The sequence below is a fragment of the uncultured Shewanella sp. genome (genome assembly GCF_947495455.1).
Taxonomy (GTDB): domain Bacteria; phylum Pseudomonadota; class Gammaproteobacteria; order Enterobacterales; family Shewanellaceae; genus Shewanella.
Map to the genome: position 1 here is coordinate 23,437 of NZ_CANLZC010000028.1, position 19,656 is coordinate 43,092.

Here is a 19,656-nt window from a genome sequence, read left to right on the forward strand (position 1 = left end):
TTGATTGAATGCGGTGTGTTATTAATTATGCCCTCTTTAGTGTATTGAGTGATGAAAAAGACTTGCTACCCATTACCAAGAAAGATAACACGCTTATTTTTGACATTCACTATATTCACCTTACTGATGAAATAAAACAACCTGTTATCGATATTTTACGGGCAAAATTTAATCATTACAGTTTCTTTTAACCGAGTATATACACAAGACAAGACTAAAGACGAATAAATACAATTGCATTGCTATAAATTTAAATAAAAATAAACATTTAAATTACAAATACAACAAAAATAAAGCAAAAAAAATATTTTATTCGACGCTAACATCACTATTAATAGCCAATTAACACTCACAACATCATGTATTAAGTAACCTGAACTCGGGATAAGCAGCGCCGCTTAATAGCACTATTTTTGCCCCTATCTGTGTTGTGCTTTCTACTAATAGCCCGCTATTAGATACGAAATCCCGCCTTGATACCGACAAAAATTGCAGTATTAAGCCAAGTCCGAAAATAAAGAATGACCCAATTTTATTCAATTTTTTAATATTAAATGGGTTACCTCACATTTTTGACACTCATTATCCCGAGTTCAGGTTAAGTATTTTAATGCACAGGCAATACACAAAACTGGAGTAATAAAAATGAACAAAAAAGATGAGATACAAAAAATATAAATTGCTTTTAAATAAAACGCATTGAGCAGGGATATTGAGTATTTCTCCATTATCCATTATAAGAAATGACGTTCACTATATCTGTGTCAGTGATATCATTTAAAAAAGGGCGTTCACTATTTCTTGTCAGTAATATCCTTTAAATATCAATCACCTTTATCTAAACACCCTTCAAAATACATGACCCATTGCAATAAACATAAGCGCCAATGATGAAAAATGATTGACCATCAGTTAATGCATCACCCTCAATTTATTGAATACTTTCTTCAATGCAATAAACCGAGGGCTTTTTTATTAAATCAAACGTTATTGTGAGTACACTTTCTCACCAGCAACATAAGTCGCGACGACATTACGATCATCACCCAATAACATTAATGCAAATAGCTTCTCTTCTAACGTGTTAGTATCTTGATAGCGCAGTCGTTGAAAATCAGTGGCCGCCCAATCAAGAACAACAAAATCCGCTTCTTTACGACGGCTAAAATTACCAATTTTATCCTCTAAACTCAACGCTTCAGCGCTACCTAATGTGGCTAAATACAAGCCTTTAAAAGCTGACATTTTTTTAGATTGTAATTGCATAATGCCATAAGCTTCACTCAAAGAACGAAGTTGAGAAAAGCTTGTCCCCGCGCCAACGTCTGTGCCCAATCCCACTCTCACATGATGCTCTTCCGCGACGCCTAGCTTAAATAAGCCACTGCCAAGGAACATATTAGACGTCGGGCAAAATGAAATCACAGAATCAGTGCGTTCAAATTCATCCCATTCTTCATCGGTTAAATGAATACTGTGAGCAAAAACAGATTTATCACCCGCCAAACCATAATGCTGATAAACATCAAAGTACCCATTCCTTGCTGGAAATAACTCATTGACCCAAGCAATTTCATTCGTATTTTCAGATAAATGTGTATGCACATAAACATCAGGATATTCAGCTTTTAACCGACCCGCAGCGGTTAACTGCTCTGGCGTTGAAGTGGGTGCAAAACGCGGGGTAATGGCATATTGCAGGCGCCCTTTATTGTGCCATTTTTCGATAAGCGCCTTGCTCTGCTCATAGCTAGAATCAGCGGTATCCAGTAAATAACTCGGCGCATTTCTGTCCATCATCACTTTACCCGCAATCAGGCGCATATTTAACTTCTCTGTTTCCTCAAATAATGCGTCAACCGATTGCGGATGGACAGTTCCAAAGACAAGCGCACTGGTGGTGCCGTTTTTAACCAACTCATTTAAGAATAACTTTGACACTTCTGTGGCATGTGCCTTGTCCTCAAACTGCCTTTCCGTCGGAAACGTATAGGTCTCTAGCCACTCCAATAATTGCTCTCCATAAGAAGCGATCATTTGTGTTTGTGGATAATGTACATGGGTATCAATGAAACCGGGCATGATCAACTTACCACTGTAGTCTTCGATACGTGAAAAACGCTGAGAATGACGTTGGCGATAAGGCTTAGCGTCCACAATTTTGCCATCTTTCACCACCAGTAAGCCATCTTCAATATATTCATAGCTGTTCTCCACCTCCGTTGTTTGGGCAGGATCACTTAAAAAATGCAGAATACTGCCTCGAACACCATAGGTTTCAGCAAAAGATTGACCCGCAAACAAAGAAGCAACCAGCAGTGCTCCAAATTGAGTACGAAATAACATAATACAACTCCTAAATAACACAAGATAACCCTCTATATTCCACTTTCAGCCCCCTTGCGCAGTCATCACTTTAAGTAGATCAAAGCAAGACAGGCAATATCAAAAAGCGCAACAAGGATACATATGTAACACAAAGTTAAAATAAGACTTTGCTATAGAATGAATAAATTAATACGATATTATTGATAGTTAGCATGACTTTTATTCAATAACGCCAGTCATGACTCCTTTATCCATTGCATTAACCATGGTTACATTTGTAACAATATAGTTATTATCTATTGAAGTGTGTGACTGCTGTCAAACTAATGAACATTGCCACCTCTTTATCGCCACTGCTGAACAATCAAGCTATTAAGTGACATATTCAATGTCATATCACTCAATGCCGTGATCCTTGAGAAAAATGCCCTCCTTGCTTAATCACTCGTTGACGTTTACGCTTTCTCTAACAGATGCTCTGCGACCGCCAAAGGATCCTTATCCTATGCATCACCTTTTAGCTAGCCCAGAAGCTTGGGTAGCGTTAGCCACATTAACCGCATTAGAAATTATTCTTGGAATCGATAATATTATTTTTATCGGTATTTTGGTGGGACGACTTCCCGTTCATCAACGGAATATCGCTCGAAATATTGGCTTATTATTAGCCATGTGTACACGGTTATTATTATTATTTTCTTTAGCCACCATAGCCTCGTTAACCACACCTTGGTTTAGTATTTTTGAACACGGTATTTCGGGAAGAGACATCATCCTCATCGGTGGAGGCATGTTTTTAATGGCCAAATCAACCCATGAAATTCATAATAGCTTTAATGAACATGGAGAAATCACAACCACTCGAATAGCTTCTAGCATGGGGTTGGTCTTATTACAAATTGCCGCACTGGATGCCATTTTTTCATTTGATTCTGTACTCACCGCCATTGGGCTAGTGCAAGATCTGCCTATTATGGCAACAGCCATTATTCTCACTGTCATTGTCATGTTATTTGCGGCTAAAAGGATCAATGAATTCGTGGATGCCCATCCCACCTTGAAAATGTTAGCCTTGTCTTTTTTGATTTTAATTGGACTGACCCTTCTACTTGAAGGGGTCGATATCCATGTCCCTAAACCTTATATTTACTTTGCCATGGCTTTTTCTGTTACCGTTGAAATGCTCAATATTCGTTTACGTAGAAATAAAATCAAACGGCATCAAGTTAAGCACATTAACAACAAAGAAACAGAAAAGTGATCTTGCATCTTCAAGTATCACGGGTATCGACAGTCACAGTTGCTGACAAACCACTGGCTAAATGTTGAGTATGATCAAAAGTGATCCGCACAGGAAGGCGCTGCACAACCTTAGTAAAATTCCCCGTTGCATTATCCACAGGCAACAAAGCAAAGGTTGAGCCTGTTGCAGGAGAGACACTGCTCACTTTCCCATAAAAGGTTTTATCAGGATAAGCGTCAAGATTGATTTTCACATTTTGACCCACTTTCATTTGCGCTCGCTGGGTTTCTTTAAAATTAGCCACAATCCAAACGGGCTTGGCTGACACTATGCTAGCTATCGTTTCCCCTGATTGCACCATAGTCCCCACTTGCTCACTGCGATCACTTATCACACCATCAATTGGAGACACAATACGGGTGTAACTGAGATTTAACTTGGCCTGCTCTAAATTGGCCTTCACTTCAGATAAACTGGCTTGAGACTGTTTCACATTACTTGCCAAGACTTGCAATTGATCTTGCTGCGTTTTTAGACTTTGGCTATCTTTTCGATACTGAATTTTTGCTTGGGTATATTTAAGTTGCTCATTATCAACATCCCCTTGCGCCACAAAGTGCTTTTTCAATAAAGCCATATAACGCTGGTATTGCTGCTGAGTGTAACCTTCATTAGCTAAATCTAACTTTGTTTGTGATTGAAATTCTGCGACTTTACTCAACTGCATTTGATATTCCGCTTTCGCATTGTCAATTTCTGACAAGGCTTGTTCGACATTAGCTTGCATCTTTTGTAAGGCCACTTTTTGATCGCGATCATCCAATACTAATAACAGCTGGCCTTTTTTCACAACTTGATTATCATGAATAAACGACTGCGTGACCACACCCGATGTTCTGGCACTTAACTTAGTGATATCGTTTGTGACATAAGCATTATCGGTTGTTTGAAAATAGCGGCCGTAACTGAACCAATAAACACCACCTAAAGCAATCAATCCTACAAACACCAAAAATGATATTTTTTTTACATTTTTTTTCATGAGCTCACCCATTTTAATCATTTTCACCTACGCAATGGTTTTGCTGACAGTTCCTTGTCAGCAGCGATCCCCTCATATTTTGACCAGTTGTTTTCCCATATTAAGCCCCTCAAATAAATCAGCGAAGGCTTGAGGTGCACTGTCAAGTCCATTATGAACCGTTTCTCGGTATTTTATTTGCCCAGATTCAACGGCATTTAATAACCAAGGATCAGACTCAGGGTAATCTTTAAGCCATTGTGTTACCAAAAAGAATTGTGCATGAGGTGCACTTGGCAATGATTGAAAAAACTGCTCTGGCCCGCCAGCTTGTACATTCGCTTTATTGTATTTTGAAATGTTGCCACAAACGGGAACACGGGCACCTTCATTAAGTAACTGAGCCACAAAAGTGGATACCTTTCCCCCCACGTTTTCAAAATACACATCGACCCCATCAAGACAAGCTTGACGCAACTGCACTTTAAAATCTTTGGCTTTATAATCAACACAAGCATCAAAGCCTAACTCGTCAACCACATACCGACATTTGTCTTCCCCTCCTGCAATACCGACCACATGCGCACCAGCCATCTTAGCAATTTGTCCTGCCACTGAGCCTACTGCACCTGATGCGGCCGAAATCACGACCGTTTCCCCTTTCTGAGGTTTCGCTATTCGGTTCATGCCAAAATAGGCCGCTCTTCCTGCGGTACCAAGAGGCCCTAAAAAAGCCGATTTAGGTAACGCAGTGTCAGGCAAAGGCAAAATAATCGTATTTTTACCATTCGTCACAAAATAACGCTGCCAAGTCGACAGAAGAAAGACCCACTGCCCGGCTTTTACTTGCGGATTTTTAGACTCAAGCACAAATCCAACCGCTTCGCCTTGGATCACCTCACCAAGATGTATGGGGTTGACCATAGACACATCTTTATTCAGTCTAGGCCGAACATAAGGATCGATAGACAACCAATGATTTTCGATTAATACCTCCCCCTCTTTAATAGCAGGAAGCACTTGATCTTCAATACGAAAATCACTGGGTTCAACCACACCTTCAGGATGCTTTGCTAGAACAACTGATTGATTTATTGTTTGCTTCATATTCGTATACCTGTTTAATAATAAAAGAACAACACAGCTTACACTGCACGCTTCCATCGCTTCTTAGGCCATTTCACACTGAACGCTATCAAAACCACTGTATAAGGCCAACTCAATAAAAAGACAATCATATTCAGGCTCTTACTGCCCTCATAAGCCCAGATCAGTACCACGAGTAATTTAAAAAGCTGGGCGATGATCCACACAATTGACACCTCATGCCAAACTCTGTGATATAAAGCCGTTTCCCTAATGGGCAAGGTTTTAAGATAAGGTAATCCTGACTCTGCTAATCCCTTGATCATAGGACGATTCATCAATGAATAAATGCTTAATATGATCAACATACCCAATGCACTGCTCGCCGATAAGAAGACACTTTCTTGTGTGATCCCAAACGGAGTAAACCCTTGGGAGAACGCATAATGGCACCCACCAGAAAATAACAGTAATAACACCACAGACAGTGTACTTTCTCCCTCTCGAAACAGCGCGATACAAACACCATAAATGGCGGTAGAAATCACAGCCCAGCCAGCACCAAAACACCAAAAAATAACGCTATAAAGCACGATAGGAACTATGATATTTTCTAGCGCGCTACGACTGGACAGATAGCGTAACAATATACTTTGCTTAACTTCATTATTCATAACTGCTAACCCTCAATCTAACGAGCTCAATATAATGAGTTGACATGACAGTGACCAGGTCACCAAACAATCTAAAGCATTGATTATATTCATAATAACTAACCCTCTACAGAGTGACTATGACGAAATAACCTAAAATCTCGATTAGAGAGAAAAACCCACACAGCCGTCCCCAACATGAGCCCTCCCATGATGAGAAATAAGTCATTAAATGCCATGATCTCTGCTTGTTGTGTAATGCGCTCTGTTAAAATCGATGAAGCAATTTGCCCCACAGTTCCATTATTTCCTACATGGGCACTGTGCATCACCATATCTTTGACTTGGCTGATAAAATTAGCATAGCCTTGACTGCCAACGGCAATACTGGATTGAATGTTACTGCTATGAATATGCACTTGAGTGATAAAGAATGTGGTCAACATCGCAGTACCAAAAGACCCACCTATGCTGCGAAAAACATTAATGATAATGGCCGAAGAAGCGCTGTCTTGTCGCGTGACATTCTTGGTCGCCAACAAAGATAAAGGCACCATAATAAAGGGCTGGCCTAATGCACGAATAAACAAGGACAAGGTCATTTGCTCACCCATAAAGTTAATGCTCATTTGACTGTCCATAAAAGCACTCAATGCCAGCACACCAAAGCCAAGTGCAATCATATACTTAAGGTTAATAATTTTGACTAATTTTGGAATAAAAGGCAGCACTAACAATTGCGGCAGCCCCATCCAAATCACCACAGAGCCAATTTGAGAGGCATTGTAATCATGTACCATGGACAGGTAATAAGGCACTAAAAATAATGTGCCATAAATTGCCGTACCCAACATGATGAACACCACCATGCAATAGGAGAAATGCAAATCTTTAAACATGGCTAAGTTAATAAGTGGATAATCACTATGGAGCTGATCATAAATAAAAATCACAAAACTAATGACCGCCACCACACTTAAGTAGCAGATCAAGGAACTTTGAAACCAATAATCCGCCCCTCCTTTTTCTAAAACCACCTCCAGAGAACCTAAAAACAACATCACTGAAATAATGCCAACAAAATCACCCGCACGAACCACTTCCCAACGCACCTTGTTAAACAACATGCCTTGATAGATCAATCCAGCAGCCAGCAAACCAGGCAGTACATTCACATAGAAAATCATATTCCAGCTGAAGTGACTGGTAAGCCATCCACCGACAGAAGGACCAATGGCTGGCGCAAACGTGGATACCACACTAAAGAGTGTCATACCCACTGGCCGCTTATCATCGGGCAATAATTCAATAATCAAACGAAAAGAAATGGGAATGAGTGCACCACCACAAAAACCTTGAAGCGTTCGAAAAAGCAACATGGAATCGAGACTCCAAGCATTGGCACATAAAAACGATGCGCCAATGAAACCCATAATACAATAAAGCGCATAACGTCCTGTGCCAAACGCTTGAGTCAACCAGCCCACCAGCGGTATCGCCACAATTTCGGCGGTGAAATACGAGGTCATGAGCCACGAGCTTTGATCTGAACTCATGGATAAGGCCCCTTGGATCACCTTAATGGAGGAATTCATGATTTGAATGTCCAAAATGGCCATGAACCCGCCAATAAGGCCGCCAATAATCACCCACCACTGTGAAGATGACACCGCCTGTTTTTGCTGGGATTCAAGATGCTTAGCAGGCACCTTTCTCTCAACTTCAGCGGACAAGTTTAGCTTATCACTCGCTACTTGGTTCATACTAATACCTGAGACAATGCTTGGGCTAAGGAACCAATATGAGGCGGATTCATCATAGATAAGTGATCGCCTTTTGCTGAAATATGACATAAAGCTTGCTCACTAAACGCATGCCAACCTAATCCTTTCTCAGCCAATTTAACGCGCCCTTTTAAGATCTCCTCAGCTTCAGCCACAATGATCTCTCCAGGATAGGTTCCCCCTGAATAAGCTTCTTTAGCCTCAATTTGTGTCTGTAAGATACGAATAAAATGCGCAAAATCCTCTAACGCCAATGTCTCAGGCACTAAAGCTGCTCGCTTAAACTCGTCAAAGAACAGCTGCGAACGCTGCCTATCATCGAGTTGGCTCAATTGCTCTGCACTGATCATCAGATCTTTGCCCATGAACAAACTCACTTTACTGGCAAAATAAGCCAGCTTTTGTGCATCATCCATTTGATCCGTATTATCCACCTGGATCTGAGGTGCACCTTGATCAAATACCAACAACCTAGGCACTCGCCCTTGATGTAAGTGCAACTGTCGCCCCATTTCAAAAGCAATCGTCGCTCCCAGTGACCAGCCTCCTAATACAATATGGTTAGCCTTTAAGACATCCTTGGCCGCTTCTAGGTATTTACTCGCCAATGATTCAATACGTTTATCTCTTTCATCGACAATCGTAAAGTCAGCAATTTGTATCGCATACACAGGGAAATCAGCACCTAAGGATGTCGCTAACGCCTGATAGCAAAGTACATTACCGCCAGCTGGATGCACTAACAATAAAGTTGGATGCGTGCTGGGTACCCCAGATTGTAGACACACAACTGATTGACGTTCCTCCTGTGAATCGCCATTGAGAAACTGAGCCAATGCTTCAATACTGTCATGCTTGAAAAAATCATTGATATTAATATTCTTATGAAAAACCTGATTGACTTTAATCACTAAATTCAACGCAGTGAGTGAATTCCCTCCCAATTCAAAAAAGCTCATTTTTACATCGACAGCATTTTCCTTTAACATTTCAGCAAAAATGCTATGCAATGATTGCTCAACATCCGTTTGTGGGAGATTGCTCACTGTTTGAGTATGTAATTGAATTTGTCGCAGCTGAGCATAGTCCACTTTTCCACTGAAATTTAAAGGTAAAGTCGCTACCCATTCAATATGATCGGGTTTCATAAAACTGGGCAATTCATGGCTAATGCTTTGTTTTATCTGTGCTTGCTTGACATTATCAACACAAGGAATATAGGCCACCAATTGCCCTTGTTTATCCCTATCCAACAGCGAATTTAAATACAAGACACCAACCGTTTCACCACAAATAGCTGATAATCTATGTTCTATTTCAGCAAGTTCAACACGAAAGCCTCGAATTTTAACTTGCCTATCCATTCTTCCTAAAAATACAAAGGTGCCATCCGCTAACTCAACAGCGCGATCACCACTGCGGTATAAACGGCAACTGGGTAACATTGGGTGATGAATAAAGGCCTTCTCGGTGAGTATTTTCTGATCTAGGTAACCATTGGCCATATGATGACTGGCAATATATAGCTCTCCTGAACGGCCCATAGGTACCATGTTTTGCTGCTCATCTAGAATCAACAGTTGACTATCGGCAAGTGGATGACCAATAGGCACACTTGCCAATCCTTGGGGTAATGTCTTAGGCACCTCATAACACGCCACAGCAACTGTGGTTTCAGTTGGGCCATAATGATTTAAAATACGGCAATCAGACTTGTCTCTAATGCGATTCACTAGGGGCACAGTTAATGCCTCTCCACCCACAACCAATAAATCCTTTGGTAAAATGGCCTCCGCCTTCTCCAGTTGCAGTAAAGCACTTAAATGAGAGGGGGTAATTTTAGCAAAATCAAGTGGGTACAGGGCCAAGTAATCACACAAGGCAATAGGATCATTCAATAATGCCGTTGATATGATCTCTAAACAGCCGCCATTGATTAACGCAGGAAAAATCGCAACATGTGCTGAGTCGGTATTAAATGATGAAAACATTCCATAATGAGCATGGTTTTTTTGCGCTAATTTAGGTGTAATGGCCTCACAATATTGGGCTAATTGGTTATGGGTCACATCCACAGCTTTGGGAGTGCCCGAACTGCCAGAGGTAAATAAAATATATGCCGGTAAGTCAGGATCATCTCCCCAAAAATAATTTTCACAACCAGTGACATCATTAGGGCAATCAAAATGATTCAAATATTGAATAGACGCGCCCAGTCTGGAACGATCTCCTATTAGTAAACTAGCGTTAACTTGCGATAACAAGGGGGTTAATTGTCGATCATTTAACGCCTCATCTAAGGGAAGATAGCAAGCATTGGCTTTCCACAATGCTAAAATGACCACAAGATAATATTCATTTTTAGGCAATTGTAAGGCAACAACATCGCCACTTTCTACGCCTTGTTGCTTCAACCAACAAGCAAGCGTACTGGCCTTAATATCCAACTCCCCATAGGACAGGCTTCGGCCTTCACACCGCACAGCTTGAGCCAATGGTTGTTTAGCCACTTGCGCTTCAAACTGTTGACACACAGTTTTAACACCGACTTTATTAGGCAATATTTTTTGCTTAAAAGCTTGATCTTGAGGTATATCAAGTAACGAAAGGTCTTGTAATTTGGCCTGAGGATGATCGGGGATCCAACTTAAAATTTGAGTGAAATCAGTCATCATTCGCGCAATAAAGTCTGCATCGAATAAAGCCGCATTGTAATACATAGTTAAAATAATGCTGTCACTTTCAGCTTCAACCCATAAATTTAAATCCAACTTTGCAATACCATAATCCACTTTTAACGATTCATATTGAAACTCTTCTGGATCATAAAAAGGAAACACTTGATAAGTCAGCATGGCTTGATAGAGTGGATTGCTTTGTGAAAAGTGTCGCTGCGGTAATGATTGTACTATGTGATTAAAAGGAATATTTTGATAAGCAAACGCTTGGTTACTTTGAGCTTTCGCACCATTGAGCAGATCAGAAATGGTTAACTCTGCCGATAAATGGGCCACCACAGGTAACGCATTAGTAAACAGTCCCATGATGCTTTGGCTATTAGCCAAATTACGATTAGCAAAAGGCACCCCCACCACGACTTCTTTTTGACTACTATAGAGATGCAGTAACCATTGAAACGCCGCAAGCAGCACATGAAATTCTGTGCCATGCACTAGCTTACTGGCAGCTTGAATGCCCTTCCATTGCGAGGCATCTAGCTTAAGCGAATACATTTCACCTTTATCTTTATTGGTCGATGTTTTTATTCTATTGGTTGGAATAAGTAACTGGCCTTCAACATTAGCAAGCTTATCTTGCCAAAATGCCATGCCCTTTTGATATTCATCAGATGTTAGCCAGGCTTTTTCATAATGTGCATAATCAAAAAACTGAAAGGTATCAATAATAGTCGGGATGCGGTCTTGGCTTAATGTCTCATAAGCCTCTAAGAAAGCTTGCAAAAATAAATTAACCGTCCAGCCATCTGAAATAATGTGGTGAAACATCATTAATAATGCACAGCGATGCTCATCCACTTTAATGACACGAAAATTAACTAAGGGTCCTTGAGACAAGTCTAACGGCCTTAACCCTTCTTCAATCGCCGCTTGTTTAAGCCAAGTTTGTTTCTCATTTTCGCTGCCATGACTAAAATCATCATAAGCAAAACGATAGGTTTTACCTGAGATCACTTTTTGTACTGGCTCACCTTTCACTTCAGTAAAAACCGTTCTAAAAATGGCGTGTTGTTTAACAATATGCGCCACCGCTTTTTCAGATAACGCCGCTAGAAAGGGAGTATCAACACGGCACACCACCGCAAAAGGATTATTATAGACAAGATGACTTCCCTGTTTCTGGCTCAGTAGCCAAATACTCTTTTGTGCCTCTGTTAACGGATAATAAGCTAAAGCTTCATCATGCCGCTTGAGGGCATATTCTTTTTTCTTCGGTTTATTGGCAGCCTTCTTTTTCGCTAAGGCTTTTATTTCAGATACACTTAAGGATTGAAGCTGATTTTTAATTGACGACATAATACATTCCTCACCAAAGAAACAAAATCGTCAGGCAACCAGACAGGTTGCCTGACTGCTGTTTTACTCAGCTTCTAACAAGGCTTCAAGCTCTGATAGCACTAAGTTCCCCAAACCCGATATCGTTTGATCTTGATAGAACAAGTCCACTCGAATATCGATTTCAAACAACTCAGATACCGCCGAAATCACTTGCACCGCAAGCAATGAATTGCCGCCTAATTCGGTAAAGTTATCTTTCACACCAATACCGACAATCCCTAAAATAGACTGCCACACTTTAACAATTTCACGCTCAACATCACTGGATGGCTCAACATAATCCACTGAGAGCTCAGGACGACTATGACCCTCTTCGCTAGTAGAAAGCTCAATATCAAGCTCGGCAGTGGTTTTTTCTGGCACAGTTTCACGAATGAGTTGTCCTAAGTCACTTGTGGCCACAACCACTTGCTCAATTTGACTATTTTGCATAAGCCTTTGCACTGAGCTCACACCTTCCTGATAAAGAATATCTTTATCACTCAGATCAACATCGGGCACCTTGATCTCTCCCTTGCTCTCATTGCTACTGGCAACCGGGTTCTCAGCCCCTACCTTAATAAGGGCATAGTTTTCAAGGACGAGTAACACCTCCCCACTGGGTGAGTAAAAAGTAATGTTCATCATGATGGTGGCATCCTCTTTCAAAAAAGGATGCTTTAATGCCACATGCACATAGCAATCGGCTTCAAGTGGCGCAACGAAAGTGATTTTTCCGTAACTAATAGGTAAGAAATTCTCTTCAGATAAGCGATTCACACAAGCAATGGCTGTGGAGTCTATCATCGCAGGATGATAGGGGTATGCCTGTAAATCATCACGATACACATCAGCCAATTGCTTATGAATAATCCACTCATTATCGCCCTCATTCACACTCTCATGATTGTTCCAGCGATCACTCAAGTATAAGAAGCCGCCATCATCCGTTCGTAGGCTTTGACTGAGTTCCACTTCAACAACAGATGTTAAACAGCGCTGCTTGAGTGTTTCCAAGGCCTCTTTATTGTGATCTAAAGGCACAGTTAAGCGATTAATCGTACCAAAGGCATGCTCTTGCCATTCAAGCTCCAATATTCCACGGCTACGCAAGCTATAGTGATAACCTTTTTCTGTTTCTGAGACAAACAAGCCCATATTTTTTGGCCATGCATGTTCAAAGATGATAGGAGAAGTCAACATTAAGCTACCCACTTGCAATAGCTCATTCCCTTTAAAATCAGCCAATAATTCATGTAACATGGCTAAAATAGTGGTTCCTACGAGCGTGGGCTGACCTTTCAACTTATGTTCATCAATCACCCAATCTTGATTAGCCTTCAAGTTAACGCGGTATTCTTCATCACTTCTAATCTTATTGATCAAAGTTAATAAGTGCCCTTCTTGGGCTTCAAAGCCGGACTTCACGCCGATAGCGGCATTATTGCTATCCACTTGCTTAGTCCAATTCACCGCCATGCCGACATCACCCCATTGACCCCAATTGATGGAGCTTGTATTGCCGCCAGTCCGTTGATTTCGATAAGCGGCATAGGCATCCATAAAGGCATTACCAGAGCAATAATCTAAACGAGCTTCATCACCCAGCACCGCCGTAATCGATGAGAACAACATGAAGAAATCCAATGCGTGATCAATCAAAAGCTCATCTAAGATCAATGTGCCTTTCACTTTAGGATCTAAGGTCTTAGCACAATCTTCTTTTTGCTTAAGTGGAATAATGCCACCTCCAGCAATTCCAGCAGTATGGAACACACCATGAATTTGCTCAAAAGGCGCCAACGCCGCTTTCATTTCATCAAAATCGCAAATATTCGCTTGTAATAAATGAACCTTGTTTCCTCTAGCTTCTAGTCGCAATATACTCGCCAATTTCACACTGATAGGATCGTCAATAGCATGACTCACTATCCAATTTTGCCATTCACTCCGCTCAGGTAAGGTTGAGCGATAAGTGAGTAATAAAGTGCAATTTGAAATGGTCGACAAATAATCAGCCATGAGTAGTCCCAATCCACCGACTCCACCTGTAATGAGGTAAACACCGTCTTGACGAACTGAGCTAGGCATACCATGAGACTGTTGATCTAAATAAACGGCTTGATAATCTTCTTCAAAACGTAATTTTCCGCGATAGGCTATCACTTGTCCGTCAGATGGAATAAGGGCTTCAATAATCAATTGCTGAGCAATATCTCCCTCTGAACCCATATTGACCAAGTCAATATCCACCTGATGGCACTGCACTTCGGAATATTCATGATAAAACACACGAGCCGGTCCCATGAGTAAGGCATTTTCAGGTGAATAAACCGTTTCACCGGCCACACTATAAGTATTATTTGACACTAAGACTAACTGTAAATCATCCAATAAATTGGCTTCAATGAGCATTTGCTGTAAATAAAGTGGACTATAGAAACCATCGATTTCATGGATTGACATCCTTTCTCTGGCGGCGGCAATCCCTTCCTGTGTTAATGACTTAGCATCCAATGTTTGAGCGTTTAAATTCCATAAATGCAGCACACGATTAGGTTGAAGGTCGTGCTCTTTTAAGGCATTAAATAACGAGCGATAATCACCCACTTCACTTGGATTAATGCAATAATGATTATCGCCGTCGACTTGTTGAAACCCTTCCCCTTTTGTCACCCAAATAATAGGTTCAGCTCTGGCCATTAACTCGGCCTTAATCATCTCTGATAGGCAATTTTCTTGAGCAAACACCAACCAACAGGAGGCTTGCGGCGTAATATGTTTATTTAAGTAAGATTGGCCTACACGTTTCCAAGAAGGAATATAGAACCAATCCCCGATATCGGCTTTTTTCTGTTTTAAAGCTTTTACAGTACCCAGCTCAGCTCCTTCAGAAGCCGCTTTTGCTTTGGGTAATTTAAATTCTTTACGTTGGAAAGGATAACCTGGCAGTGATAAGCGGTTTCTCACCGCTCCTTGATGCATTTGAGCCCAGGGCAAGCTCACACCATTGGCCCAGAGACTCGCCAATGAGGCAAGTAGTTGCTCAAGCGATGTATTCTGCTCTTTGGCAATAGGTAAAGAAGAGTGCACCACAATTGTTTCACCCGGCTTGACATGTTGCTTAACGGCAGAGTCTAAAGACCGTCCAGGGCCCACTTCAAAAAAGGCTAATTCTGCATCTGTTGCTAACAAGGTTTTCAGTGCATGACTAAATTTTACCGGTTGACGCACATGTTGTACCCAATATTCAGGATCCGTAGCCAATTCATCGGTGATCCAGTCCCCTGTCACTGTCGATACAAAAGGTGTGCTGGGCGCACTTAACGCTATTCCTTCTATCACTTCTCTAAAGGTCTCTAAGATGGGTTCCATCATATAGGAGTGAAAAGCATGGGACGTATCTAAGTGCTTACAGAAAATCCCATCATCTTCGAGTTGATCCTGCAACTCGGCAATTTCATCCAGTTCTCCTGCCAATACACACAGGCCTGGATAATTCATCGCCGCAATGTCAATGCTTGTGCCTTGAATATGCGCGTTCACCTCATCTTCACTCAATAGCACCGCAAGCATTGATCCCGCAGGTAAGCCTTGCACTAACTTTCCACGAAGTGCCACCGCTTTTAATGCATCTTCTACACTGAATACACCGGCTAAACAGGCTGCCACATATTCACCAACACTGTGACCTATCATGACACTGGGTGTCATGCCCCATGATGCTAGCAATTTGGCCATGGCATAACTCACAATGAATAGCGCAGGCTGAGTAAATTGCGTCTCGTTAATTTTATTCAGCTCATGACTATCCGCTTCTTGAAAAATAATCTCTTTAATATCGCGGCCCAAAATCGGTATCAAGTGATCACAACACGTATCAAATGTCTCTTTAAATACGGGATAAGTCTCATAAATAGGCCTTGCCATATTAATGTATTGGTTACCTTGACCTGGAAACATAAAGACCAACTCAGGCGTATCTTTAAAGCTTGATTTAATCACTTGAGCCTGACTGACTTTTTCCAGTAAACTGGCTTTATCATTCGCCACCACAAAACTGCTAAAGTTAAATCGCTCACGGCCCACCTGTAAGGTATAAGCCACATCGGCTAAATTAACGTCAGGATTGGCTTCGAGATACTGGGCTAAATTTCCTTTCATGGCCTCTAACGCTTCTCGATTTTTCGCCGATAATGGAAAGACATAGTTTCCTTTAGCCGGATCACTTGGTCGCTGAATGGGCGCTTCTTCTACAACCACACAAGCATTGGTTCCGCCAACACCAAAGGAGTTAATTAATGCCCTTAGGGGGGCTTTTTTCATGTCTAAACGCGTGAGTTCAGTATTGACTTTAAAAGGGCTGTTTTCGAAATCAATGTTTGGATTAGGAGACTCATAATGCAATGATGCAGGTAATTGATGATGTTTAAGTGATAGGGACGTTTTGATCAAACTTGCCGCACCAGAAGCTACATCGGTATGCCCAATATTACTTTTCACTGAGCCTAACAAACAAAATTGCTTCTTATCGGTATAGCTTTGAAAAGTCTGTGATAATGATGAAAATTCAATGGGATCGCCCAGCGCCGTCGCGGTTCCGTGGGCCTCAATAAAATTAATCTCACTGGGATCGATGCCGGATCCATCAATCGCGCTTTTCGCCACCGCAATTTGTCCATCAATACTGGGGGCAGTAAAACCGGCTTTTAAGTTACCGTCATTATTAATCGCACCACCTTTAATGACAGAATAAATATGATCGCCATCACGCTGTGCATCTTCAAGTCGCTTTAACACCAATACACCAGCACCACGACTGAAGATGGTACCATCGGCTCTTGCATCAAAGGTATAGCACCGCCCCTGAGCTGACTCCATCCCTCCTTGCTTATACTCATAGCCTCTTCTTTCAGGTGTATCAATGGATGCGGCGCCAGCAAGAATGAGATCGCTCTCACCACATTGTAAACTGCGCATGCCCATGACCGTTGCGACTAATGCTGTAGAACAAGCCGTTTGCACATTCACGCTGGGCCCTTTAAGGTTTAACTTATAAGACACACGTGTTGTCACATAGTCTTTATCATTATTCGTCACGATTGATGTACCACTGGCATATTGGTGCACATCAGGGTGGTTATTCACTTCGTTTAAATGCCAAGCCGTACCAGTGCCGCCAAAGACGCCGACTTTTCCTGGGTACTGCTCTGGGACATACCCCGCATCTTCAAATGCATGCCAGCAACACTCTAAAAACACCCTATGCTGAGGATCTAAGGTTTCGGCATCTCTTGGCGTGACATCAAAAAAGTGTGCATCAAAATGTTGGGCGTTACCAATAATGCCACGACGAGGAACATAATTGGGTGAGGCAATTAATGCCTCTTCAATGCCGGATTCTCTTAACTCTTCTTTGGTAAATTGCGTAATACTCTCTACCCCGTTCACGAGGTTTGCCCAAAAGTCGTTTACATTTGCAGCACCAGGTAATCGTGCAGCCATTCCGATAATCGCAATATCTTTATTTTTCGTGCTCGTATTAGACTTCATAGTGTTTACCCCTGTAATAACCGCTAAACTAAATGGATGATGTGACTATTGCTTATCTATGTGTTGACTGAGTTTTTTAATGGTTGGAAATTGAAGCAAATCCATTATTGACACTTTATCCGTGATCTCTTTTTTTATATTTCGATGCACTTTTGCCATGAGTAATGAATTGCCTCCCACATCGAAGAAATTATCACTTAATGAAATATTGTCCTTATTTAATACTGTTTTCCAAATAGCCATGACTTTCGACTCAGTATCATTTTTTAGATTACTTTTAGATATAGGCATAATGTACTCTCTTTTAATTTTACTGATAATTCTTTTTACTGAATCCAACTGCGAATAATCGGTTTTCTCATTATTGAGCGTGGGCATTTTTTCTAACTCAATAAATTGAGATGGACACATATAAAAAGGTAAATATTCGCTGAGGTATTCTTTTATTTCTTGAATAGTTAATTCTGAACCGTCTTTCAATGTAAAATAAGCTTTTAATATTTTATTGTCGACGTCTGAATGATTATTCTCATTCACTTCACTTTCATAACTCACTGCAATATTTTTAATTCCATCAATATTAAAAATAACAGATTCAATCTCACTCAATTCAATTCGATGGCCTCGTATTTTAACTTGCCTATCCATTCTTCCTAAGTATTCCATCACGCCATCTTCACGCTCTCGTACTCTATCTCCGGTTTTATACATGCGAATATCATCAAAAAACGCATCAATAAAAGGATTCTTAACAAACTTAGATTCTGTCATAGACACATTATTAATGTAGCCTTTAGCCAAAATATCTCCCGATAAATACAGCTCACCCGCTCCCCCCTGAGTGACAAGCCCGCCTTGTTCATCTAGCACGTAAGCTTTAGCATGGGGAATAGGCCTACCAATGGGAACATAGCCTTTATCTTTTTTAGCTGTCGCCACCCAATGAAAACAAAATATACTCGCTTCTGTTGGACCGTATAAGTTGTGAATTACCGCTGAGGTTTGTGATGATAGTTGCCTGACTAATGCCTGATCTAAGGCTTCTCCTCCAGAGAAAAGGTGCTTGAGCTGGTGACAATCTTTAAACACTTTTGCATCTGCTATGGTATGTAAAGCCGTAGGCACAAACTGGGCAACTGTCACGCCATGTGTTTGCATAAACTCCATAAGCAATACAGGATCGTATTTCTTTTCATCCGCAATCAGAGCACAACTTGCTCCAATACAAAGTGGCCAAAACATTTCCCAAACCGACACATCAAAACTAAAGGTTGTTTGGGCAAGAACAACATCTTTTGAAGATAGAGAAAACGCATTTTGCATCCACTGTAAATAATTCACCACAGTTCGATGTGAAACCAATACCCCTTTTGGCCGACCTGTTGAACCTGATGTATAAATAACATAACAAGGACAACTATCCTCAATTATTGGTGAGTCAAACCTTACCTTTATTTCCCAATCAATATCAACTAAATTAACATTTAATAATGAATGAATAATGGGAAACGGTTTATTTTGTGTGTCATTAATCACCCCTTTTGCTTCTGAATTTTCTATCATGTATTTCAGTCTTTCTTCAGGAAAAGAAGTGTCTAAAGGTAAATAAACTGCGCCTATTTTCATAATCCCAATTAAACAAGCAATCATTTCTACACTTTTATTTAAATATACACCGATCACATCTCCCGGCTTTATCCCATGAGTAATTAATTCTTGAGCAATAACATCACTCATGGAAGATAACTCTTCATAATGAATATTTCTATTATCCACTTTTATTGCAATATTATTGGAAAACAATGTAAACGATCGCGCTAATACTGAGTGCAATAAACGTTCAAAAGCCATATAATGCCTCCACCTTATTTTAAATGCTAAACTGTCATTCTGATGATATTAATTAAAAATATAAATTAACAAGTATGAGTAA

The 19,656-nt window shown here is 40.8% G+C and carries 10 protein-coding genes; 2 read left to right on the plus strand and 8 right to left on the minus strand.

Annotation, left to right across the window (positions count from 1 at the left end):
- Window positions 1-8 precede the first annotated feature (8 nt).
- Window positions 9-191 carry a hypothetical protein gene (locus Q0791_RS09825; protein WP_299005474.1) on the plus strand — a complete coding sequence of 61 codons (183 nt, stop codon included), beginning with the start codon at window positions 9-11 and terminating at the stop codon, window positions 189-191.
- Window positions 192-987: 796 nt separating this feature from the next.
- On the opposite strand, the gene guaD is transcribed toward Q0791_RS09825, so the two are convergent.
- Window positions 988-2,346 (minus strand): guanine deaminase, encoded by a 1,359-nt coding sequence (guaD, locus tag Q0791_RS09830; protein ID WP_299005478.1) that lies wholly within the window; start codon window positions 2,344-2,346, stop codon window positions 988-990.
- A 487-nt stretch (window positions 2,347-2,833) separates the two neighbouring features.
- Between guaD and Q0791_RS09835 the strand changes: the two genes are divergently transcribed.
- The gene (locus Q0791_RS09835) at window positions 2,834-3,589 is read left to right on the plus strand and encodes a TerC family protein (protein WP_299005481.1); all 756 of its coding nucleotides are present in this window, start codon (window positions 2,834-2,836) and stop codon (window positions 3,587-3,589) included.
- Between the two features lie 10 nt (window positions 3,590-3,599).
- Here Q0791_RS09835 and Q0791_RS09840 read toward each other — a convergent pair whose 3' ends face one another.
- The 7 genes from Q0791_RS09840 to Q0791_RS09870 all read right to left on the minus strand — a co-directional run bounded on the left by Q0791_RS09840 (window position 3,600) and on the right by Q0791_RS09870 (window position 19,574).
- Window positions 3,600-4,613, minus strand: coding sequence for an HlyD family secretion protein (locus tag Q0791_RS09840; RefSeq protein ID WP_299005484.1), 1,014 nt, complete (start codon window positions 4,611-4,613; stop codon window positions 3,600-3,602).
- 72 nt (window positions 4,614-4,685) lie between these two features.
- The gene (locus Q0791_RS09845) at window positions 4,686-5,699 is read right to left on the minus strand and encodes an NADP-dependent oxidoreductase (protein ID WP_299005487.1); all 1,014 of its coding nucleotides are present in this window, start codon (window positions 5,697-5,699) and stop codon (window positions 4,686-4,688) included.
- Window positions 5,700-5,737: 38 nt separating this feature from the next.
- The gene (locus Q0791_RS09850; protein WP_299005489.1) at window positions 5,738-6,352 is read right to left on the minus strand and encodes a hypothetical protein; all 615 of its coding nucleotides are present in this window, start codon (window positions 6,350-6,352) and stop codon (window positions 5,738-5,740) included.
- A gap of 98 nt (window positions 6,353-6,450) precedes the next feature.
- Window positions 6,451-8,094, minus strand: a complete 1,644-nt coding sequence (locus Q0791_RS09855; RefSeq protein WP_299005492.1) for a DHA2 family efflux MFS transporter permease subunit — start codon at window positions 8,092-8,094, stop codon at window positions 6,451-6,453.
- Window positions 8,091-12,149, minus strand: coding sequence for a condensation domain-containing protein (locus Q0791_RS09860; RefSeq protein WP_299005495.1), 4,059 nt, complete (start codon window positions 12,147-12,149; stop codon window positions 8,091-8,093). Before Q0791_RS09860 ends, Q0791_RS09855 begins: the two co-directional genes overlap by 4 nt.
- A gap of 63 nt (window positions 12,150-12,212) precedes the next feature.
- On the minus strand, window positions 12,213-17,723 hold the full coding sequence (locus Q0791_RS09865; protein WP_299005498.1) for a type I polyketide synthase: 5,511 nt from the start codon (window positions 17,721-17,723) through the stop codon (window positions 12,213-12,215).
- 45 nt (window positions 17,724-17,768) lie between these two features.
- Window positions 17,769-19,574, minus strand: a complete 1,806-nt coding sequence (locus Q0791_RS09870) for a non-ribosomal peptide synthetase (protein WP_299005501.1) — start codon at window positions 19,572-19,574, stop codon at window positions 17,769-17,771.
- Window positions 19,575-19,656 lie beyond the last annotated feature (82 nt).

Coding starts and splice junctions, on each gene's coding strand:
- Q0791_RS09870 (WP_299005501.1), bottom strand. CDS start 19,574: ATGGCTTTTGAACGTTTATTGCACTCAGTATTAGCGCGATCGTTTACA.
- Q0791_RS09850 (WP_299005489.1), bottom strand. CDS start 6,352: ATGAATAATGAAGTTAAGCAAAGTATATTGTTACGCTATCTGTCCAGT.
- Q0791_RS09865 (WP_299005498.1), bottom strand. CDS start 17,723: ATGAAGTCTAATACGAGCACGAAAAATAAAGATATTGCGATTATCGGA.
- Q0791_RS09855 (WP_299005492.1), bottom strand. CDS start 8,094: ATGAACCAAGTAGCGAGTGATAAGCTAAACTTGTCCGCTGAAGTTGAG.
- Q0791_RS09860 (WP_299005495.1), bottom strand. CDS start 12,149: ATGTCGTCAATTAAAAATCAGCTTCAATCCTTAAGTGTATCTGAAATA.
- Q0791_RS09835 (WP_299005481.1), top strand. CDS start 2,834: ATGCATCACCTTTTAGCTAGCCCAGAAGCTTGGGTAGCGTTAGCCACA.
- guaD (WP_299005478.1), bottom strand. CDS start 2,346: ATGTTATTTCGTACTCAATTTGGAGCACTGCTGGTTGCTTCTTTGTTT.
- Q0791_RS09825 (WP_299005474.1), top strand. CDS start 9: ATGCGGTGTGTTATTAATTATGCCCTCTTTAGTGTATTGAGTGATGAA.
- Q0791_RS09840 (WP_299005484.1), bottom strand. CDS start 4,613: ATGAAAAAAAATGTAAAAAAAATATCATTTTTGGTGTTTGTAGGATTG.
- Q0791_RS09845 (WP_299005487.1), bottom strand. CDS start 5,699: ATGAAGCAAACAATAAATCAATCAGTTGTTCTAGCAAAGCATCCTGAA.